This is a genomic window from Steroidobacter agaridevorans, assembly GCF_009932555.1.
In the GTDB taxonomy this organism is placed as follows: domain Bacteria; phylum Pseudomonadota; class Gammaproteobacteria; order Steroidobacterales; family Steroidobacteraceae; genus Steroidobacter; species Steroidobacter agaridevorans.
Map to the genome: position 1 here is coordinate 173042 of NZ_BLJO01000002.1, position 21534 is coordinate 194575.

Sequence of the window (21534 nt, forward strand, 5' to 3'; positions counted from 1 at the left end):
TCATTTCGTCAATGCGTCGAGGCGATCGCGAATCAGCTGACCGATCTCGGCGACGGTGTTGGGTTTCATTACAACGTCCCGCACGCCGATTTGCTCCGCACGTTTCGCATCCTCGGCGCGCACGTAGCCGGAGGTGATGATGATGGGCAGGTCAGGGCGGATCTGCAGCAGCTCTTCGGCCAGATCCATGCCGCTCATGCCGGGCATGCCCAGATCGGTCAATACCAGATCGAAGGTTGCCGGATCGGCACGCACGGCTTCGATGGCTTCGATGGGCCGCGTCATGCCGGTGACGTTGTAACCCATGCGCTCCATCATCCGCGTCACCAGATCGACCAGCTGATCTTCGTCATCGACATAGAGCACATGCTCGCCGCGGCCCGCGGGCGTGGCGATGGGCGAGGCTGTCTTCGCGGCATCCTCGGGCTGGTGCTCGACGGCGGGAAAATAAAGATCGAACACGGTGCCGCTGCCAGGTTGGCTACGAACCAGGATGGCGCCACGATGACCTCTGACGATGCCGTGCACGACCGAGAGTCCCAGGCCCGTGCCTTCGCCATGGCCTTTGGTCGTGAAGAAGGGCTCGAAGACGCGCTCGATCAGCTCGGGGGGAATGCCGGTGCCGGTGTCCTCCACGGAAATGTGCAGATAATTGCCCGGATGCAGATCGGGCGAGGGGCTGTGCAGCAGCGACTCGATGCGTTCGCTTGCGAGCCGGATCGTCAGCGTCCCGCCGCGATTCTGCATGGCATCGCACGCGTTCTTGCCCAGGTTCATCAGCACCTGATGGACCTGCGTCGCATCGGCCATCACCGCGGGCAGGTCCGGCTCGGCTTGCAAACGAATGTCGATCATTCTCGGCACGGTCGCGCGCAACAGGCGCAACGCTTCTTCGACGACCGGGCGCAGGTCGATCAGATGCTGAATGTTTTGTTCCGGACGGCTGAACGCGAGGATGCGACGGACCAGATCCTTGGCGCGCCCGGTGGCGCGCTTGATTTCATGAAGCGAGGGTGTCGCCGGATGCTCCGGCGTGAGATCTTCGATGGCGAGCTGGGCATTGCCCGAGATCGCGGTCAGCACGTTGTTGAAATCGTGTGCGATGCCGCCGGCCAGGGTGCCGAGCGCTTCCATCTTCTGCGACTGACGCAGTTGTGTCTCGAGCGCCGCGCGCTCTTCGTTGGCTCGCTTGCGATCGGTGATGTCGTGGATCGCGACGTTCACGCCGATGATATTGCCCACCTCATCGAGCAGCGCGTGGTGGTTGCCGATCCAGTAACGACGCGCTCCACCGGGCGGCGCGGCGCTTACGTACTCGATGTTGGCGACCGGCTCACCGGTCGTGAGCACCTGCCTGCAGATCGGCGCGAGCACGGTGGCAAGCTCGGGCGTTGCCTCCTCGAGCGTGCGCCCGATCAACGCCTCGGCCGCGTGTCCGCTCATTTCCATCATCTGCTTGTTGATACGAACGTAGCGCAGCTCCCTGTCGATCACGCACAGGCCGACCTGCGCGTTGGCATAGATCGCTTCGATCTCGATCAGCTGTCGACGCGCGGTTTCCTCACTCTGTCTCAGTGCGCGCTCGCGTTCCTCGACCGCATCGAGCATGGCGTTGAAGTCGCGCGCCAATTGCCCGACCTCATCGCTGCCTTCGCTGGAAACACGCCGTCGATAGTCACGCAGTCGTGTCACATCACGCGCGGTCGCGGCAAGCGCCTGCACGGGCTCGGAGATCGCGCGGCGAAGCGTGATGGAGAGCATGATCGCGAGCGCAAACAGCGACAAGGCCACGACGCCGAGCAGCGGCGCATATTCCCAAATGCGATCGGCGAAGGGCATCAACGTCGTCGCCATCCATAGATCGGCATGCACGGGACCGGCGGCATCGATGGCGTGGGTGGTGAGAATCCGCCCGGCGCGAACCAGCTGCGCACGCGCTCCGGTATCGGCGAAGTTCATGAGCTGCGTGCCCGGCCTGTGATACTCGGCGAACACGGTCCCGTCCTCTTGTACGATCGCGAGCGCCTCGATGTTTGGATCGCGTCCGAGCTCGCTCAGATATTCAGTCGCGGTGCGTGAATCCTGAAATTCCACGGCCGCGGTGACGATCGCCGCGAAGCTCTCCGCCTGCTCGCGAGCCCGCTCGACGGTTCGCGGCCGATACGTGCTGAAGTCATAAATGGCGGCGGCGGCGATGGCCAGCAGCAAGGAGACCACCGCCGCCAGGCCCACGAGCAGCAACAACCTGCGTCGCAGTGGCAGGTGGCTGAGGGCGAACGGTTTCATTGCGGCTCCTCGGGACTCAGATGCCAGGGGCTTCGCGATGAACCTTGCGAGCCGCACTCAACATCTGCGATCTCGCGGTCAAACCGGCGCGATGCATCGGGGGCAGGCTCGCTTCAAAACGAATGCGAGCCTGACCGCCTTCGACTTCACTCACGAAACTGAGCATGGCTCCCTGCTCGAGGGCCTCCGGCGTCTCGGTGATCGTGAGCACGGGATGGTTGGCGAGCGTGTCGAGCCATTGACTGGTTTGCTCGCTCGCTGGCGGCTGGGTCGAGGATGTCCCGATGAAAGCCACGTGACATTCTTCAGCCGCTTCCGCATCGCTCACGCGACGCACGCTCAACGGACGCTTCTGGCTCAGTTGTCCGGCCAGGGTCTCATCGAGCACGGATCCGAAAGGATCGGCGCCCAATACACACACGACAATAGGGGCCGTGGGCGTGGCAAAGGCGCTGGCAGGCCACTCGACGTAGCGCGTGAACAAAAGGATATATCCGGCCTTGATGCTGTATTCCGGCGCGGCGCGCGCAGTCGCCGCCAGCAGCACGGCGGGAAGAAACAAAAGCCACGCGAGCCACCGCATCGCCTACCTGCGCCAGCTCAAGGCGAGATATACGCTACGCTCGATATAGGGATCGATGGGAAAGGAGGCGGAGCGGAACTCCGCGTGACGAGGCTCCCACAGATTCTGGCCCACGAGCGCAAGCTTCACGCCTTCGGTCAATTCTTTGGCCACGCGCACCTCCGCTCCGACGTAGCTGTCCACGTTCAACGCCGGCAAGTCGTCGACATAGCGCAGGCCGACGCCGAGTTCCCAGTCATTGCCCAGATCGAGATTGGAACGCAGCGACGCCTGCACTTGTGCCGTCGATCCGGCGATGTTTGTCGCGAGCTGCAGCTCGGCGGGGTGCACATCCAGATCCAGGTACGAGGCTGTGCCAAACAGGCGCCAGCGCGGCATCGGCTGCCACATGCCCGCGAGCTCCGCGCCATGCCCATGAGCTGTGCCGCTATTGACGGGCGCGACCGCCATGCGCCAGAAATCGGGCGCCAGCGTGACCGTATCGAGCGGCTGCGGCGCATACAGGATCAGGCGGTCGTAATCGTTATAAAACACCGAGGCGCTCAACATCGCGTTGTCGTGCCAGCGTCCGCGCCAGCCCAGTTGATAGGCGATCAAGTCCTCCGATTCCAGATCGGGATCGCCCAGCACCTGGTTGAGCACCGCCGGGGAGCCGGGTCCGAAGCTGCCGGGCGGCGAGACTCGGGTCACGAAGGTGCGGGACTCATCGGCGAAGGTTGGCGTGCGCACGGCTCGGCCCACGGCGGCCCAAAGCAATTGTCGATCCGTGACGCTCCAGTTCAGTCGCAGGTCCGGCTGCCATTCCAGGCCGGTGAACGGATTGTCTTCCACGCGCAGTCCGAGGGTCGCGCCGAGCCGGTCGTCGATTCGTATTTCATCCTGCAAATACGCCGACCACTGGTGCAGCGTCCGGTTTGGCGGCGTGAACGTCAGCTGGAACGTGGAGGCGGTCTCGTGCTTGATGTAGCGATAGAGTGCGCCGGCGGTGATGGAGTGCATGCCGCCGAGCTGAGTACCGTAACGAACGCCGATATCGAACGTGTCACTGTGCTCATCGGTGGGCTGCAGTCGTCGTTCGAGCCGTTCGTACCACGCGCCGGCCGCTACTTCGGCGCCTTCTCGAAGCCGGTGCGCCCAGCTGCCTTGCACGAATCCGCCACGGTTGTAGCCTCGCGGCGGGCGCGTTTGATAAGGCGGCGTCGGCGAGGGAATGAAACCCGCCTCATCGAAATCGCCGGACTGCGCTTCTGCCTTGACGAAGATCCGGTTAGCGTCGTCATCGCGATCGTAGCGAAAGCCGACGCGGCCCATGTCCCAGGCATCGCCGGTCGGTTGTCGATTTCCCAATTCCGTGTCGTCGCGCCGGGTGTAATCGACATAGGCGCGATACCACGCGTTCTCACCCGCGGCGCCGCCGTATCTGAAACTGCCGAACGCTTTCTCTTCGGTGCCGGTGCCGACCGTGAGCGCCGTGCCCTGGGTGTCGCGTGCCGAGTGCGAGAGGATGTTCACGACGCCGTTCATCGCATTGGCGCCCCAGACGGAGCCGGCCGGTCCGTTGATCGTTTCGATGCGATCGAGATCCTGACTGAGCCACGCATGCTGTTCCCAATACACACCGGACCAGAGCGGTGTGTATACCGGCCGGCCATCGACCAACACCAACAGCTTGTCCACCGCAATCGTGTTGAAGCCGCGCGCGGAGATGGACCAGCGGGCCGCATCGAACTGCGACACCTGCATGCCCGGCGCATAGCGCAAGGCCTCTGGAATATTTCTGACCCCGACGTAGTTCAATTCCTCGGCGGTGAGCACATAGGTGGCGGCGGGCGAGGTGAATTGCGGGCGCACGGTGCCGGTGACCGAAGTGACGGTAAGTCTTGCAAGCTGTTCGAACGTCGGATCTCGAATGATGACGTTGTCTTCCGCCGCGAGGGCACTGCCGGTCGTCGCGATCGAATAGATCGCAATCGCGAGTCCTAGCGGTGCTGATGGCGCGGTCACCCGTCGGCCTCCTGGATTCAATTCGTGGTTTTCGCCGGAAGCTCGCAGGACGGTACGCTAGCCACTGGCGCCACGGAATTAAGGACAAACCGGGGGACGGCTCTGTTACTGTTGCGCGATGAACGCCACAGCAACTTCAACAAAATCCAGAGCGCCGCAGGTCTGCGTGCTCGGCAGCGCCGAGCCCGGTTCGCCTGCGTATGAATTGGCCGGCGCCGCCGGCGAGTTCCTGGCCCGCAGGGGTGTGACTGTGGTCAGCGGTTGCGGCAGTCCCGCGACTCGATTCGCCGCCGAGCGGGCGCTCGCCGCCGGCGGCCTGGTCGTGAGCATCGTGCCCTCCGATGACATCGGTCTGCGTGACTGGCCGTGCACTGTGCTCATTCCCAGCGGCATGGGCGATGCTCGCAATCTGATGATGGCGCTCGCCGGCGATGCATGCATCGTCATCGGCGGTCGCGCCGGCACCATCTCCGAAGTGTGTCTCGCGTGGCTGCATCGTCGGCCGCTGTTACCGCTGACCGGCTGCGGCGGCTGGTCGGATCAGCTGGAGCGCAATCCGCCCGATGAGCGCGGCAATTCCAGAATCCTCTCGTGGAGCTCGATTGCGGATCTGCAGCGAGGTCTCGCCGAGCTCGGTTTGCTTGCCTCGGGCCGATGACATGGCGAATGTCACTTTCATCGGCTTGGGTCGGATGGGCTTGGGGATGGCGCAGCGGCTGCTCGCCGCCGGGCATCGACTGCGTGTGTACAATCGCACGGCCTCGCGAGCGACGTCGTTGGTGGAGCGGGGCGCGACTCTCTGCCCATCACCGAAAGAAGCTGCGCAGGGCGCGGAGCTGATCTTCTCGATGGTCTCCGATGACGCCGCGTCGCGCGAAGTGTGGCTCGGCGCAGCAGGCGTGTTTGGCGGCACGCCGTCTGCGGGAACCTTGCTGATCGAATGCTCGACCTTGTCGCACGACTGGGTGCTCGATCTCGCAGGGGAAGCGCGGCGACGCTCGCTAAGTTACATCGATTGTCCGGTCACAGGGCTGCCGGACATGGCCGCGGCCGGCGAGCTCACATTGCTGGCCGGCGCCGCGCCCGAAGATCTGGCTCGCGCGCAGCCCATCCTCGATGTCCTCTCCAAACAAACGATTCATTTCGGCGCCGTCGGCGCGGGCACCGTCTACAAGCTGATGATCAACTTGCAGGGCGCCATCCAGATTGCTTCGATTGCAGAAGGCATGGCGCTGGCCGAGCGCGCTGGATTGAATCTCCACGCCGTCGCGGAGACGCTTGCGACCGGACAGGCGGCAAGTCCACAAGTCGTGCGCACTGCTCGTCGCATCGTCGCGGATGATCACGATCAGAATGTTTTGTTTACGCCCCAGCTGCGATTGAAGGACGTCGACTACGCGCTGCGCCTCGCCCGCAAGCTAAAGATCGGCACGCCGTTCGGCACGGTGGCGCACGCCGCCTACGCGAAGTTATGCGCGCTGGGTCACGGGCACAGTAACGAGAGCAAAATCATCGAAGTCGCGCGCGTGCAGGAGGATTAGCACCCGCTGGCGGCATGTGAACGCTACACTCTGCATCGTGACCAATTCCAACAACGGAGCGAGGCATGGTAGCAAAAGCGTGGCGGGCCGGGATGGCGTCGCTGGTATGGGTGCTTGGCGCGGGGGTGGCGCAAGCGGCGGATCAAGCGGATCTGACGACCATCAACCGGATCGTCGATGAAGGTTTCAATCGCAGTGCCTTGCCGCTGACCGCGGCGTATCTCACCGATCGCATTGGCGGTCGGCTCACGAACTCGCCACAAATGCGTGAGGCCGAGCGCTGGACCCAGCAGCAGTTTCGCGACTGGGGTCTGAAGAACGTGCGCACCGAAGGCTTCGAATTCGGCCGCGGCTGGTCCATCGAAAAATCCAGCGTCCGACTGCTGAAGCCACGCGTCGCGACCTATAGCGCGATTCCCGTCGCCTGGACGCCGCCGACCAACGGCGCGATCACCGCATCCATCATCGTCGCGCCGATGAGTAAGGTCGCCGACTTCGAAAAGTGGCGCGGCAAATTGAAAGGTCAGATCGTGCTGGTCACGCAGCCCGATAGCGGCGCCGAGCCTGCCGTCGCGCCGTTCGTGCGATTGAATCGAGAGGATATCGGCAAGCTCGATGCATACCGGCAGCCGCTCGTCTCCATGGAAGAGGAGTTGGAGAAGCGCCTGGAGCGCAACCGCTTCGAAGCCAAGCGCGATCAATTCCTCGCCGCCGAAGGCGCGCTCGCGTGGGTGCGCAAGTCCTATCGCGAAGGCGGTCTGCTGCACGGTGAGGGCTATCAGCACCGTCGCGATCAATCGCCGAAATTGCCGGGCTTTGAACTTGCGGCTGAACACTATCGACAACTCGCGCGTCTTGCGAAGACCGACGCGAGCCCGACGCTCGAGCTGATCAGCGACGTGCGTTATCACGACGAAGATCCGAATGCATATAACGTGTTCGCCGATCTGCCAGGTCGCGATGGCAAGGCGGGCTACGTGATGGCTGGCGCCCACCTCGACAGCTGGGTTGCATCCGATGGCGCGCAGGACAACGCCGCTGGCAGCGCCGTAGTGATGGAAGCGGCGCGCATCCTGACCAAGCTCGGCCTCAAGCCGAAGCGGACCATTCGCTTTGCGCTGTGGAATGGCGAGGAGCAGGGGCTCTATGGCTCGTTCGATTACACGCAGCGGCATCTGGTGTCGCGCCCGCCGGTTGAAGATCCCGCACGCGCGGCGCTGCCTGTGTACGCCACGTGGAATCTGCGTTGGCCCGTCACGCCCGGTCCGGACTACGACAAGCTCGCCGCCTATTTCAATCTCGACAACGGTTCGGGAAAGATCCGTGGCATCTATGCCGAAGGCAACGTCGCGGCCACGCCGATCCTGAAAGCCTGGATTGCGCCGTTCGCAAGCATGGGCGCGGATTCGGTGGTCGCGGCGCCGACGTACGGCACCGATCATGTGCCCATGTCGGCCGTCGGCATCCCGGGCTTTCAGTTCGTACAGGACCCGCTCGATTACGGCAGCCGCATCCATCACACCAGCATCGACAGCTACGATCATCTGCGCATGGAAGATCTGAAGCAGGCTGCGGTGATCATGGCGTCGATGCTGTGGATGTCGGCCGAGCGCGATCAGCCCTTGCCGAAGAAGCCGCTGCCCACCAAGCCGCTGCAGACCGATCCGTTCGAGTACGAAGTCGAAACGCCTTCGCCCTGAGATTGGAAAGGCCGACCCCATAAAAGTCGAAGCCCCGCAAAAGGCGGGGCTTCGTGCCGTCATCTCTTATCGAACTTGAGGATGACCCTACATTCTTAGGATGACCCTCGAGAGATGGACCGGCGATGGATGAGCATCGGATTTCGATTCCTGGTGTTAGAGCACTGTTGCTCTGGTTCATTCCACCGATATCTTAGCTGCATCCGAAGCGTGTGACGCCTGGGACCGTGTGAAGGTTCCGAGAAAGATTTGTTTCCCTCGTCCGACGAGGTAGTGACTTATCACGTCGGCCAGGAACCTACGCGGCGCACTTGCCGTTGTATGTGCGTGATGCCATTCGGCTTTCCGCCGCACGTGAAGATATTGCGCACACATTCTACGGATGAGTTCAGCAACTGGTCGGGGAGCCTGCGCTTCGTGCCGCGCTCGCAGGTCTGGCCCGCGAACGACGAGGCCGTCTGCGTGTATGTCAGAGACGCCGCGGCCCGCTCGAGAAACATCCGAGTGGCGGGCTCGGGGCATTCTTCCTCGCCGCTGGTCGAGACGCCCGACATATTGATGTCGATGCGCGATCACCGTGGGCTGATTGACTACGATGCCGTTCGCAGCCAGGCCACCGTGGGCGCCGGCACGGTGCTGCATGACCTCGGGCCGATCCTGCATGACATCGGCATGAGCATGCAGAACCTGGGCGATGTGGATACGCAGACCATCGCGGGCGTCATCAGCACAGGCACGCATGGCTCCGGGCGCAAACTACAAAACATTTCCGCGACCTTGATCGGTGTGCGTGCAGTCACAGGCGCGGGCGAGATCGTCGAGTGGTCGATCGAGAAGCAACCGGATCTGATCGAGGCCGCGCGCGTGTCGATGGGGCTGCTTGGAATCTTTACCGCCGTGCGGCTGCAGCTCGAACCCAAGTATCGATTGCGACGCCGTGAGTACTGTGCGCGCACCGACGATTGTCTGGCGCATCTCGATGAGCTCGCCGATGCCCATCGCAACTTCGATTTCTACTGGTATCCCCGCCGCGATGAGGTCAAGTTGCGGACCCTCAATTTGCCCGAAACGCCGGTGCCAGACCTACCGTACGCGCGCTGCATCCACGAGCAGGAGGGCTTCAGTCACGAGATCATCGCCCGCGAGCGCGAATTGAAGTTCGAGGAGCTGGAGTATTTCGTGCCGGCGGAGGCAGGGCCATCCTGCTTTCGCGAGGTGAGACGTCGGATTCTCGAGCGCCACCGCAAACATGTGGGCTGGCGCGTGTTGTATCGGCTCATTGCCAAGGACGAGGGCTTCCTCAGCCCGGTGCACGGGCGAGATTCAGTCGCGGTCTCGGTGCACCAGAACGCAAGCCTGCCGTATCAGGAGTATTTCGACGACATCGAGCCCATCCTGCGCGCCCATGACGGCCGTCCGCATTGGGGCAAGAAACATTCGTTGCAGGGGGCGGCACTTGCGGCCCTGTATCCGCGTTGGAATGAATTCATGAAGCTGCGACGCCAGTTCGATCCGCAGGGTGTGTTCCTGACCGCGCCCATGGCGCGACTCCTGGGCGAGGAGGAGTGAGTGTGCTGAAGACCATCGGTGCCAAAGTATGGGCGATCCCAGGCGGCCACATGCCGTTGCTCAGCTCGGGCGCCGAGCCTCGGGACACGAGCCGCGATGAGTTGTGTGTGCTCAACGCCGGGCATTTCGATGCGCATCTGCAGCTCACCATCTATTACGAGGAGCACGAGCCGGTCGGTCCCTATCCATTGAAAGTGGCCGCGCAGCGCGTGCGGCACGTTCGGTTCAATGACCTGATCGATCCGCAGGCGCTGCCGCTCGATACGCCGTACGCCGCGTTGATCGTCGCCGATCATCCGGTGGTTGTGCAGTTCACGCGGCGAGATACCAGCCAGGCGGCCAATGCCATCGCGACCACACTAGCCTTCCCCGGGTGAGCCGATGATCGAAGATCTCTGGTACAAGAACTCGGTCGTCTACAGCCTGGATCTCGACACGTTCATGGACGCCAACGGCGACGGCGTCGGCGATCTGCCGGGCCTGATCAACCGGCTCGACTATCTCAACTCGCTCGGCATCGATGTGATCTGGCTCGCCCCGTTCCAGCCTTCGCCGAATCGGGACAACGGCTATGACATCAGCGATTACTACGGCGTCGATCATCGCTACGGCTCGAGCGGCGACTTCGTCGAGTTCATGAACCATGCACGCAAGCGCGGCATGCGCGTGATCCTGGATCTGGTCGTCAACCACACCTCGAACGAGCACCCCTGGTTCAAGGCGGCGCGCAGCGATCCGGATTCGCAATATCGGGACTGGTACATCTGGTCGAAGAAGCGGCCGGCGGGTTGGAACAAGGGCATGGTGTTCCCCGGCGTGCAGAAGGCGGTGTGGACCCGCGATCCGGTGGCCAAGCTGTATTACCACCATCGCTTCTACGAGTTTCAGCCCGATCTCAACATGGACAACCCGCATGTGCGCGCGGAGATCCGGCGCATCATCGGTTATTGGCTGCAACTCGGCGTGGATGGCTTCCGGGTCGACGCCGTGCCGTTCATTCTCGAGTCGCGACTGAAGGGCGAGAAGCTGCGTTTCGACTATCTCGCCGAGATTCGCCAGTTCCTGCAATGGCGTGCCGGCGATGCGGCGCTGCTGGGGGAGGCCAATGTCACACCCGAGGAGACGCAGCGATATTTCGGCGACGGCCGCGATGGCTTGAACATGATGTTCAACTTCTGGGTCAACCAACATTTCTTCTTTGCGCTCGCGACGGGGGACACCGCGCCGCTGGAGCAGGCGCTCAAAGACACCGCCAAGATTCCGGAGGCGACGCAGTGGGCGGTGTTCCTGCGCAACCACGATGAGCTGGACATCGAGCGTCTGCCCAAGACGAAGCGCGACAAGGTGTTCGCGCGCTTCGGTCCTGAGCCAAACATGCAGCTGTACCATCGCGGCATTCGCCGACGACTCGCATCGATGCTGGGCGATCGTCGGCACATCGAGTTGGCGAACAGTCTGATGTTTGCGTTGCCCGGATCGCCGGTGCTGCGCTATGGCGATGAGATCGGCATGGGCGACGATCTTGCGCGTAAGGAGCGGGCGGCGGTACGCACGCCTATGCAATGGTCGAGCGAGCGCAACGCCGGATTCTCGACCGCGCAACGGCTCGCCAATGGCGTGATCTCCAAGGGGCCCTATGCGTATCAGACCGTGAATGTCGATGCACAACGACGCGATCCGGGCTCGCTGTTGAACTGGATGATCAAGATGATCCGGGTCCGCAAGGAATGTCCGGAGATCGGCTGGGGCGAATGGACCCTGCTTCGCACGGGCGCGAAAGGTGTATTGGGTATGTGCTATTCCTGGCGCGGCAACCGCATCGTGGTCTTGCACAACTTCAATCGTCAGCCGCAACAGGTGAAGGTGGCGCTGGACGGCGAGGGCAGTGAGCGGCTCGTGAATCTGCTGGAAGTGGACGACAGCCTGGCGACCAGGCAGGGTCATCATGAGATCGCGCTGACCGCGTTTGGTTATAAATGGTTTCGTGTAGGCGGCCTGAACTACGCGCTGCGCCGACAGCCCCCGGGGCCGCCCACAGGACACTGAAGAGATTCCAGATGCGCATTGGATTCCATGCTTCTCATGAGCAGTTCGCGCCATCGAAGCTGCTCGACTACACGATCGCAGCCGAGCAGGCAGGCTTCGATTGCGCGATGTCCTCGGATCATTTCAAGCCCTGGAGTCGATCGCAGGGACATTCTGGGTATTCCTGGTCGTGGCTCGGCGCCGCCATGGCGCGCACGAAGTTTCCAGTGGGAGTGATTTGTGCGGCGGGCTATCGATATCACCCCGCTGTCGTCGCGCAGGCGGCAGCGACGCTTGCGGAAATGTTTCCTGACCGGTTCTGGCTTGCACTCGGCAGTGGCGAGCGCGTGAATGAGGATGTCACGGGACTGGCCTGGCCGACGAAGCCCGAGCGCAACGAGAAGATGAGCGAATGCGCGCAGATCATCCGGGCGTTGCTGAAGGGCGAGCGGGTGACGCATCGAGGGTCCGTGACGGTCGTCGATGGTGAGCTATTTTCCCGGCCGAAGAGGGCGCCGCTCATGCTCGGCGCGGCAGTGACCGAGGCCACGGCGGAGTTTGTTGGCGGCTGGAGCGATGGCTTGCTCACGGTGGCTGGCAAGCCGGCCCAGGTGAAGAAAGTCATCGACGCCTTCCGACGCGGGGGCGGCGAAGGCAAGCCGATTCACCTGCAAGTCGCGCTGAACTGGGCGCCGACCGAATCGGAGGCGTTGCAGGGCGCGTTCGATCACTGGCGTTTCGTCACGCTTGGCGGCGATATCGGCTGGGAGCTGCGATCACCCGAGGATTACGAAACAGCCACGCGCTTCGTGCGGCCGGAGGACATGCGGCAGAGCGTACTGATCTCTTCCGATCTGTCGCAGCACGCGGCGTGGTTGCACGAGTACGCTCAACTCGGCGTCGACCATGTGTACTTGCATCAGGTCGACTTGAATCAACGAGGCTTTCTGGAGGCCTTCGCGAAAGTGCTGCCGCAGTTGAGGACATGAGAGCGAGCCTTTTGCGGCATCGCGCTCCCGCTCGGCCATTGACTTTTCTATGGGGCGAGCGCGTGATGACCTCGTATAAGAAGAGTCAGGGGGAGCCTCATGAAACGTCCAATCGCAGCAATTCTGCTGCTCGCAGCTTTGCCTGTCACAGCCGGTCCGCCAGTCGCGGTGTGGATGGATGTTGTGACGATATTCGATGCGAACAGGATTGCTTCTGGCACGTTCACTGCGACGGGAGCGATCAATGAGCAGGGCACGTTCATCGATACGCCCCAATTCTTAGGCGCTGCGGTTCACATCACACGGTTGTTGAGCACATCCGGCGGCGAGTACATCACTATCGAAATCAATGGCACTCACGTGGCGGGGTCGAAGGTCGCCCCCACCTGGTGTCCGGCACCGCCAGCCGTCCCGGGAACGGTGCTGGTGGGCGAAATCGGTCACTGGAAGATCGTCTCCGGCACAGGACCGTATGCCACGTTGCAAGGGACGGGTGCGTGGGCAAGCTGGGTGACAACGACACCTTCATTTGAGCCCTTGTCAGCGAAGGAGTGCCTCAGCGGAATGGCGCAGAATTTGTAGTTGGCGGAATGTCGGGGCGCGGCGGCGGGGTTCGTCCTCTGGATACCCAAACGAGCTACAAGAGGAAACGGCCATGCGCAAGCTGATCTCGATCAACCATGTTTCGCTCGATGGTGTCATGCAGTCGCCCGGCGCGTCGCAGGAGGATCCCAGGGGTGGCTTCGAGCTCGGCGGCTGGATCGCTCCTTATATGAACGAAGCCTTGGGCAAAGGATTGGTTGATGCGGTGTCCGGCCGCTTCGATCTGCTCTTGGGCCGCCGCACCTATGAAATGCTAGCCGCGTATTGGCCGCATGCCGGGGACAACCCGATCACGAACGCCTTCAATCGAGCGATCAAATACGTGGCGACGCGAGGCACGCACGAATTCGATTGGGTCAACACGCAGGTGCTGCCGGGCGATGCGGTTGAGGCGGCGCGCCGGCTGAAGTCTGAAACCGGGCCCGACATCCAGGTCTATGGCAGCAGCAGTTTTCTGCAGTCGCTGATCGCGGCCGATCTGATCGATGAATATGTGATTCGAACCTATCCGATCGTTCTTGGCAGCGGTAAGCGCCTGTTCGAGGCAGGAGCGCCCCCGCGCGCGCTCAAGCTCGTAGAGACGCAAGCCTCATCCACCGGCGTCATCGTCAGCCGCTATCAACCGGAGGGCGCCGTGAAGTCAGCCTCGTCCGAGCAAGAGCCGTCCGATGCAGAAAAGGCGCGCCGTCGGCGTCTTGCGGCCGAGGACGCTCGACAGCGCACATGATCGAAGGGTTCAGGTTACGCCTTGCGCTTTGGGCCCATCGCGAGCTTCACGTCCTCGGGAATAGCGTATTCGGTCGCGATGTACTCCGAATCCATCAGGCCGAATTGCTCGCGTTGGACGACGTAGCCCCAATACGCCTCGGCCGCTTCCATGACGAGGCACTTGCGCGCGGACGCATCGGGTTGGCGGGTGAGCGCGGCGACATCCGCATCGTACTGGCGGAGCGCGTCGAGCGTTTTTGAGCTTGCGGCCAGAGATCCCAAGCGAGGCAGCGGCCTCGCCGGCGAGCAGGGAGTCAATCGGGTTATCGAACTTGACCACGCGCTCGATTATACCGAGCCGTGCGGGCGGAGCGCGTCCGTCAACGACTGTCGGACGTGCTTACCAGGCGTCGGTATTGGCCGAGGTGACGGATCGCGTGCTGTTCCTTGCCTTGCGCTTCATACAACCGCGCCAGATTGAAATGGCCGTCGGCCATGTTCGGATCTTCGCTGAGCGCGGCTTGATACGCTTCGATCGCATCGTCGATCTTGCCGAGGTCTTCCAGCACGACGCCGAGATTGAACATCAGCACTGGATTCGCGCCGCATTCCTGCAGGCCGCGGCGATACACGATCTCCGCCTTCTTCTCATCGTGACGCGAGTGGAGCAGGCGGCCCAGGTTGATCCAGGCGCCGACGTAATCGGGCTCGAGCTCCACGGCGCGCTCGTAGGCGGCCTGAGCGGCCTTCAGGTCGGTGTCTTCGAGCGCCAGGGCCTTATCGAACCAATCATCGGCCGTTTCAGCCGGCGCCGATTCGGCGACAGCCTCTTTGTGTTCCACGACGCGGATGACGCCATTCTCGACGCTCACATCCAGGCCGAGCACGTACTGGCCATCGTCGACCTGAAAATGATTCTTGCCGTCGCGAACCACGACGCGATCGCCCACCGCGCTGATGCTGAGGCCCGACAGCGGCATCTGCTCGGGCAGGTGACGACGCAGATCTTCGAGGGAGCGATTGATGCGACGACGGGAGATCTTCGCTTCGAGCAACGCGCGCGCGGCGCGTAGCACGATGAGATCCTGAAAGGAAAAGAGCAGCTGGCGCTTGGGGCCGCGCGCGGGTTGCACGAAGCCGGTTTTGATCAGCCCACGGATGGTGCTGCGAGACAGGCGCAGCACCCGTTCTACATCTTGAACACTGAACGTCTGCACTCGGGTAAGCCCGCCAAGGCGGTGGATACGGCAGGATCGCCTCAGGGACGACCGGCCGCCGCGGCCACCTCAGCCCTCAGCGTTTGCTCGCCTTACGCGCAGGCTTCTCCGCCTGTTCGACTCTCTTCGGCGCCTTCCGTGGTCCGAGCTTGGCGACATTCGCCTTCGCGGTTTCGGTCTTGGTGAGACTCGCGCGCAGGGCTTCCATCAGATCGATGACCTTGCCGCCTGTCTCGACCGGGCCTTCGGCCACGGAAATCTCCTGGCCTTCGACCTTCTTCTGAATGGCCGCCTCGATGCGGGAGCGCACGTCGTCGACGTACGCGGTGGGATCGAACGCTGCGGTGGTTTGCTGCTCGATCAATTGCTTGGCGAGCTTCAGCTCCGGGGCTTTCACGTCTGGCTTTGTCACGTCGACCTCGGTCGCCGCGCGCACTTCGGTCGCGAAGTGCAACTGTTGCATCGTGAGCACATCGCCGACGGGGCGCAGCGCCACGAGATAAGACTTGCCACGCGCGGCCCAACGGCCGATGGCACAACGTTTAGTGTCCTTCAGGGCTTCGTTCAACAAGCCGTAGGGTTTGTTGCCGCCCTTGTCGGGCGCCAGATAGTACGTCTTGTCGAAATACACCGGATCGATGGACTCGATCGGCACGAACTCGGCGATGTCGATGGAATGGGTGCCGATTTCTTCCATCGCTTTGATTTCTTCGTTGCTGAACTGGACGTACTGATCCTTGGAGAACTCGTACCCCTTGATCATGTCGTCGCGTTCGACCGTCTGACCGTCCTTCAAGCACACGTACTGCTGTTTCAGCCGTGAGCCACAACCCTTGTGTAACAGGTTGAAGGAAATGGAATTCGCGGTCTGGGTCGCGGTGTACAGCTTGACTGGAATCGCAACCAGACCGAAGGAAATCGTCAATGAACCGATGGAGCGCATGGCCATGAGGGGTACCTTTTCGACTGGCTTTACCTTCAGTCGAGTCTCACTTTCGGGCTTTACTTCTGAAGGCTTTCGCAAGGCTCTGTTTCGCCGAGAGAACATCATGCCACCGGTCCCCGGTTTTTTCCAAGCGCGAGAGCACATTTCGCAAAGTGAAGTGGCCCGGCTCGGCGGCTTCCAGTTCATCCCAGGTGAGCGGCATCGACACCGGCGCCCCCGGTACCCCCCGGGGCGAATACGCCACGTTGAGAGTCTTACCACGCACGTTCATGTTGTAGTCGATGAAAATTTTGCCGGTGCGCTTTTGCGTGGCCCATTCCATGGTCACATCGCGGGGATGCTGTTTCAGGATGTGACGGCCGACCATTTCACAGATCTCGCGGGCGCCATCGAAAGTGACGGTGCGCTCGATGGGCACGAACACGTGCAGACCGGTCTTGCCGGAGGTCTTCACCACGGCGCGCAGCTGCATTTCCTTGAGCAGGTCATTGATCCAGAACGCCACGCGCTTGCCCATCGCAAAACCTTTCTTGTTGTATTCGGGTTCCGCGCCCTTGGCCTCGAGGCCAGAATAGATATACGGGTCGATGTCGAAGACCAGGTAGTCGGGATAGTTCAGCACCGAAGATTCCATCGCGTCGAGCGAGCTCGAGTAGTCAACGCTCTGGCTCACGCAGTCCTTGGCGACCTTGGCGCGCGAGTGCCAGACATGGAATTCCAACGTCCCAAGCTGCCCCAGCCACAGCAAGGTGGGCAGGTTGTGAGCGAGCACGTAGTCGTGCGCGCCGCCGACATGCTCTGAAAACGTTGTCACCACCTCGACGAACTCCGGACGCTCCTGTTCCCAATGTTTCTGAAAAAATCGCTCGCCGCCGATGCCTTCGGGCATGCGGATCATGGTGAGCGGACGGTCGCGCAAATGCGGCAGCATATAGGGCGAGATACCCGCCAGATAACGCAGGTACTCACGCTTGGTGATGGCGGGCGACTTCGATTCGGGATCCGCCGGCCAATATTCGCGATCGAGATTCGTGAGACGGATCTTCGCGGCGCCGCTGCCGTGACTCACCGTGAGATCGAGCCGATTGGATGGGCTCTGGAGCTGCTCGAGCACCGCCTGGATCTCATTCTTCGGCGTCGCCTTGGCGCTCGTTTTTTTCTTCTTCGGTGGCCCGGCCTTCACGGCCTCGGTCGCCACGTCATCGCGCAGGCGGTGAAACACGGGCGCGCGCAGATAGCCTTCCTCGGTCCACGTTTCGAAACTCACCTCGGCCACGAGCTTCGGCTCGATCCACGTCGCAGGTCCATTCAACGGCGGCTTGGTGGAGAACGGATTGGTCTTGCTGGCAAGCGCGGTCACTTGTTTGTACACGCTGGCAAGCGATGCGTCGTTGAAGCCCGAGCCCACGTGGCCCACGTACTGCAGCTGGTCTTTGTTCCAGAAGCCGAGCAGCAGCGCGCCGAGCGCGCGGCGCTGGCCTTTGCCCGCGGTGAAGCCGCCGATGACGAACTCATGCGTCGTGAACGATTTGAATTTCAACCAATGCGGCGTGCGGCGGCCGGCTTGATAGGTGCTGTCCTTGCGCTTGGCGACCGTGCCTTCAAAGCCCGCGGCGAGTGAGGCTTCGTGCAACTCTTCGCCATCATCGGAAGCATGGATGAGCTGCAGGTGCTGACCGGGCAGCAAACATTGCGAGAGGTAGCGCCGGCGCTGCTCGTAGGTCGAGCCGCGCAGATTCATGCCCGCGAAGTGCAGCAGATCGAAACAAAGGAAGATGACAGGTGTTTGCCGCTGCGCCTCGGCCAGCTCTTTCGGGCCCTTCATCTGCGCGCGATTCTGAAGCGCGTTGAAGGAGGGACGGCCCTCGGCGTCGAGCGCGACGATCTCGCCATCCAGAATCATCGAGCCGACGCACTGAGCTTTCAGTTCCGCGACCAGCTCGGGAAACAATGCGGTGTAGTTTTGACCACGACGTGACTGCAGATAGACCGAGTCCCCATCGATGAACGCGATGATGCGATAGCCATCGAGCTTGGGCTCGAAGCTCCAGCGCTCGTCCGATTCGAGATTCTGCCCGGGCTCGGCGAGCATGGGCTCGATCTCGTTGGGCATCTTTTCGAACGGGCCGGAGGGCGCCAGTTCCATCGCGGCGAGGCGCTCGCGATTCGTGCTCTCGGCCACGTCATCCAGGGTGTCGCCCGTCAGCACCGAGGTGTTGTGGGCGAGCAGGTCGTCGCCGCCGATGAAGCGATCCTTGTGCTTGATCAGCAGCCATTGCTTGTCGGTGCTGGTGCGAACCAGCGCGAACGAGCCTTTGAGTTTGATCCCGCGCAGGAAGAAGCTCAGCTTGCCTTGCTTGTATTCGCGGCGCAGCCGTTCCTCGGCTTCGGCGCGATCGTCGAACGAATACTCGCTGCCCTCATCGGGCGAGTACACGCCGCAGTCCCAGACGATCACGTTGCCAGCCCCGTAATTCTTCTCTGGAATCACGCCTTCGAAGGAGGCGTAGTCGAACGGATGATCCTCGACTTCGACGGCCAGGCGCTTTTCCCCCGGCTGCAACGAGGGGCCTTTGGGAACCGCCCAGGATTTGAGCACGCCATCGAGCTCCAGCCGAAAGTCATAGTGCAGCCGCCGGGCGGCATGCTTTTGCACGATGAACAGCAGCGGGCCCTGACGGCCTGCGGGCACGGCGGGCGCCGGCTCCGGCGTCTGGGTGAAGGAGCGCTTCTGCCGGTATTTTTCGAGCGGCTTGTCCACGGAGCGTTTCATGCTGCATCGATTCTGTACTGTTCGATGAAGACGCGGAAGCATGCGCGCAGCCGACATTGCGCTCGTAGAAAGTGCAATCCCGTGAACTTCGGCCCGGGATCGCGCATTGAACCGGCGATCCCCCGCAACAGGTGCACCACTGGTCATGGCCGCCGCCCACGCTCTCGCCCCCGACGCGCCGTTCCTCATCGTGAGCAATGCGGGCTCGGGCTCGAAGGACGCACGTGAGGCCCGGCAGCAGATCGAAGCCGTCCTCTCGGCGGCGCACCGCCCGCATGAGTTCCTGCTGATCGACAATCCCGGCGAGCTGTCGAGCGTGGCCAAGAAAGCCGCGGATGCGGCCGTTCGCAGTGACGGCGCGATCGTCGTGGCCGGCGGCGATGGCACCATCAATGCCGTCGTGCAGGCGGTGCTGCCCACACGCAGGCCGCTCGGCATCATTCCCCAAGGCACGTTCAATTATTCCAGTCGGGCGCACGGCATCCCGCTCGATGCCACGGAGGCGACCAATGCGCTGCTCACCGCGAGGCTCAAGCCGGTGCAGGTGGGCATGGTCAACGATCGTGCGTTCCTGGTGAACGCAAGCCTCGGCCTGTATCCGGAGCTGCTGCAGGATCGGGAAGAATACAAACGTCAGTACGGCCGCCGCCGTTCGGTCGCCATGTGGGCGGGCCTCAAGACCCTGTTACGCGAGCATCGCCAGTTGCTGGTCGAGGTCGAGCACGAGCAGGGCAGCGAGACGCTGTTCACGCCGAGCATTTTCGTGGGCAACAACGCCCTGCAGCTCGAGCAGGTGGGGATCGAAGAAGCCGAGGACGTGAAGCGTCAGCGTCTGGCGGCTGTGATCGTCGAACCGGTCGGCACGCTCGAACTGCTCTGGTTGGGTGTACGGGGCATGTTGGGGCAGCTGGGCGAAGATGAGCGCATTCGTAACTTTCCGTTTCGTAGCATGACCGTGCGCCTGTTGAGCGGCGCGAAGAAGCGAGGCATCAAAGTCGCGGTGGATGGCGAGATCCTGTGGTGCAAGCAGCCCTTGACGTTTCATGTGGCGGAGCATCCCTTGTCGCTGTTGACGCCCGCGACCGCGCAATGACGGTACTGCTGCAGATCTCCGACCCGCATTTTGGTACTGAGCAGCCTCCGGTCGTAGAGGCGCTGCTCCATCTGGCGCACGAGATCAAGCCTGCGGCGGTCGTGCTCTCCGGCGATATCACACAGCGGGCGAGGCGCGCGCAGTTCACGTCGGCGCGTGAGTTCGTTGCTCGCATCTCACCGCCGGCCGTGATTGCCATCCCAGGCAATCACGACATTCCGTTGTTCAACCTCGCCGCGCGAATGTTTGCTCCGTACGCGGGCTTCCAGCGCGCGTTCGGTGCTGACCTGGAGCCGGAGTGGCACAGCGAGGATTTCCTGGTGATCAGCGTGAACACGACGCGCCCCTCGCGTCACAAAGACGGCGAGGTCTCGCCCGAGCAGATACGGCGAGTTTCGAAACGGCTGGCGAGCGCGAGCGTGCGGCAGATTCGAATCGTGGTCACGCATCAGCCCGTGCACGTCCTTCGTGACACCGAAGTTCACAACCGACTGCACGGACATGCGGAGGCCATTCAAGCGTGGTCGCGTGCCGGCGCGGATGTCATCATGGGCGGGCACATTCACTTGCCGTATATCGCGCCACTGCATGAGCACTACGATGATTTGCAACGACGTTGTTGGGTCGTGCAGGCAGGCACGGCCGTGTCGACCCGAGTGCGCCGTCGTCATCCCAATTCGGTGAATCTCATCAAGCGCGAAGATGCGCATATTTGTCTCGTGGAGCGCTGGGATTACAGCGCCGAGCGCAATAAGTTCCATTGTGTAAAGGTGGAACGATTAAATGTGGATCGCGCCGGGCGCTAGCGGGAACTTTCGCCAGTCTGTGGCTCGATGGCGACGTGGGATGTGGTTCGGTCGCCCACAATTCAGCCGCAATTCAGCATTAAAACGCCGTTATGCGTCATCCTCGGGCCGTGTTGATGCGTTGTACTGGTAGTCAGGCCACCCGTGAGGTGTCGCGTGATGAAAGTACGATTGTTGAGTCTCGTTAGTGTTGTTTCTATCGCTGCCGCGCTGAGCGGTTGCGTGAGCTACGGCAATACGCATGCGTTGATTACGCCGCTGGGTGTTGCGGGCTACCATAAGTTCAAGCCGGAGAACACCGCGCCGGTCGTGCCGCCGCGCCCGAATCCCGATCGCATGACGGCCGCCAACCACCAAGATCAAGACGAGCAGCAGGATCGCGACGGCGAAATCTGATCGCCCGCTGTTTTCCGATTCGTATGACTTCGATGCTCGGCTGCATCGCTGCGGCCGAGCATTCTTTCCGCGTCGATTGATGGCGAATCAGCTATCGGGCGACAGCTCGATTCGTTCGGCCTGCAGCAGTCGAAGCATCGAGGCGGCCACGCGGGATTCCAGGTCGCTGGCCTTGTCGCTCGCGTCCCGGCCGGCGGTGGGCGGGGTGGCTTTCGCCAACGTTTTCGCGGCCGAGGTGACGGTATGCGCCGACGCAAGCACGTCGCACACTTGCTCATCGAACGCGCTCAAGTCC

General features: G+C 62.3%; 20 protein-coding genes. 12 read left to right on the forward strand and 8 right to left on the reverse strand.

All coding sequences use genetic code 11. The annotated features are described in order from the left end of the window. From GYH35_RS07590 to GYH35_RS07600, 3 genes are read right to left on the reverse strand one after another with little or no spacing between them, the layout of a single operon-like run. On the reverse strand, positions 1 to 2286 hold the full coding sequence (locus GYH35_RS07590) for an ATP-binding protein (RefSeq protein ID WP_161828081.1): 2286 nt from the start codon (positions 2284 to 2286) through the stop codon (positions 1 to 3). Between the two features lie 16 nt (positions 2287 to 2302). After that, positions 2303 to 2869: a YfiR family protein gene (locus GYH35_RS07595; protein WP_161815160.1), complete on the reverse strand. Its 567-nt coding sequence runs from the start codon at positions 2867 to 2869 to the stop codon at positions 2303 to 2305. A gap of 3 nt (positions 2870 to 2872) precedes the next feature. Continuing rightward, positions 2873 to 4873, reverse strand: a complete 2001-nt coding sequence (locus GYH35_RS07600) for a TonB-dependent receptor plug domain-containing protein (RefSeq protein WP_161828082.1) — start codon at positions 4871 to 4873, stop codon at positions 2873 to 2875. A 118-nt stretch (positions 4874 to 4991) separates the two neighbouring features. Between GYH35_RS07600 and GYH35_RS07605 the strand changes: the two genes are divergently transcribed. The 9 genes from GYH35_RS07605 to GYH35_RS07645 all read left to right on the forward strand — a co-directional run bounded on the left by GYH35_RS07605 (position 4992) and on the right by GYH35_RS07645 (position 14027). Continuing rightward, complete coding sequence (locus tag GYH35_RS07605; protein ID WP_161815158.1) at positions 4992 to 5531, forward strand: SLOG cluster 4 domain-containing protein; 540 nt, start codon at positions 4992 to 4994, stop codon at positions 5529 to 5531. A 1-nt stretch (position 5532) separates the two neighbouring features. Further along, positions 5533 to 6414, forward strand: a complete 882-nt coding sequence (locus GYH35_RS07610; protein WP_161815157.1) for an NAD(P)-dependent oxidoreductase — start codon at positions 5533 to 5535, stop codon at positions 6412 to 6414. A gap of 92 nt (positions 6415 to 6506) precedes the next feature. Next, on the forward strand, positions 6507 to 8114 hold the full coding sequence (locus tag GYH35_RS07615; protein WP_407700200.1) for a M28 family peptidase: 1608 nt from the start codon (positions 6507 to 6509) through the stop codon (positions 8112 to 8114). A 363-nt stretch (positions 8115 to 8477) separates the two neighbouring features. After that, positions 8478 to 9683, forward strand: a complete 1206-nt coding sequence (locus GYH35_RS07620) for a D-arabinono-1,4-lactone oxidase (RefSeq protein ID WP_202624155.1) — start codon at positions 8478 to 8480, stop codon at positions 9681 to 9683. Positions 9684 to 9685: 2 nt separating this feature from the next. After that, entirely contained in the window at positions 9686 to 10060 is a 375-nt protein-coding gene (locus GYH35_RS07625) for a sensory rhodopsin transducer (protein ID WP_161815154.1), read from the forward strand. A gap of 4 nt (positions 10061 to 10064) precedes the next feature. Further along, on the forward strand, positions 10065 to 11729 hold the full coding sequence (locus GYH35_RS07630; RefSeq protein ID WP_161815153.1) for an alpha-amylase family protein: 1665 nt from the start codon (positions 10065 to 10067) through the stop codon (positions 11727 to 11729). Between the two features lie 11 nt (positions 11730 to 11740). Continuing rightward, entirely contained in the window at positions 11741 to 12697 is a 957-nt protein-coding gene (locus tag GYH35_RS07635; RefSeq protein ID WP_161828083.1) for a TIGR03885 family FMN-dependent LLM class oxidoreductase, read from the forward strand. Between the two features lie 99 nt (positions 12698 to 12796). Next, entirely contained in the window at positions 12797 to 13279 is a 483-nt protein-coding gene (locus GYH35_RS07640) for a hypothetical protein (RefSeq protein ID WP_161828084.1), read from the forward strand. Between the two features lie 73 nt (positions 13280 to 13352). Then, on the forward strand, positions 13353 to 14027 hold the full coding sequence (locus tag GYH35_RS07645) for a dihydrofolate reductase family protein (protein WP_161828085.1): 675 nt from the start codon (positions 13353 to 13355) through the stop codon (positions 14025 to 14027). 14 nt (positions 14028 to 14041) lie between these two features. Here the strand turns inward: GYH35_RS07645 and GYH35_RS07650 are convergent, their stop codons facing one another. The 4 genes from GYH35_RS07650 to ligD form a co-directional block, all read right to left on the reverse strand. After that, a complete protein-coding gene (locus GYH35_RS07650) occupies positions 14042 to 14290 on the reverse strand; it encodes a DUF6665 family protein (protein WP_161828086.1) in 249 nt (82 codons plus the stop codon). A 98-nt stretch (positions 14291 to 14388) separates the two neighbouring features. Continuing rightward, positions 14389 to 15225, reverse strand: coding sequence for a tetratricopeptide repeat protein (locus GYH35_RS07655; RefSeq protein ID WP_161828087.1), 837 nt, complete (start codon positions 15223 to 15225; stop codon positions 14389 to 14391). Between the two features lie 76 nt (positions 15226 to 15301). Beyond that, positions 15302 to 16174, reverse strand: a complete 873-nt coding sequence (gene ku, locus GYH35_RS07660) for a non-homologous end joining protein Ku (RefSeq protein ID WP_161815148.1) — start codon at positions 16172 to 16174, stop codon at positions 15302 to 15304. A 40-nt stretch (positions 16175 to 16214) separates the two neighbouring features. Further along, positions 16215 to 18944 carry a DNA ligase D gene (ligD, locus tag GYH35_RS07665; protein WP_161815147.1) on the reverse strand — a complete coding sequence of 910 codons (2730 nt, stop codon included), beginning with the start codon at positions 18942 to 18944 and terminating at the stop codon, positions 16215 to 16217. 145 nt (positions 18945 to 19089) lie between these two features. On the opposite strand from ligD, the gene GYH35_RS07670 reads away from it, so the two are divergent. The 3 genes from GYH35_RS07670 to GYH35_RS07680 all read left to right on the forward strand — a co-directional run bounded on the left by GYH35_RS07670 (position 19090) and on the right by GYH35_RS07680 (position 21239). Then, positions 19090 to 20037 carry a diacylglycerol/lipid kinase family protein gene (locus tag GYH35_RS07670; RefSeq protein WP_161815146.1) on the forward strand — a complete coding sequence of 316 codons (948 nt, stop codon included), beginning with the start codon at positions 19090 to 19092 and terminating at the stop codon, positions 20035 to 20037. Next, positions 20034 to 20843 carry a metallophosphoesterase family protein gene (locus tag GYH35_RS07675; protein WP_161815145.1) on the forward strand — a complete coding sequence of 270 codons (810 nt, stop codon included), beginning with the start codon at positions 20034 to 20036 and terminating at the stop codon, positions 20841 to 20843. The genes GYH35_RS07670 and GYH35_RS07675 overlap by 4 nt, the downstream gene beginning before the upstream one ends. Before the next feature lie 159 nt (positions 20844 to 21002). After that, positions 21003 to 21239: a hypothetical protein gene (locus GYH35_RS07680; RefSeq protein ID WP_161815144.1), complete on the forward strand. Its 237-nt coding sequence runs from the start codon at positions 21003 to 21005 to the stop codon at positions 21237 to 21239. 87 nt (positions 21240 to 21326) lie between these two features. Here GYH35_RS07680 and GYH35_RS07685 read toward each other — a convergent pair. After that, the coding region (locus GYH35_RS07685) for a hypothetical protein (RefSeq protein ID WP_161828088.1) at positions 21327 to 21534 on the reverse strand (208 nt) is incomplete at its 5' end.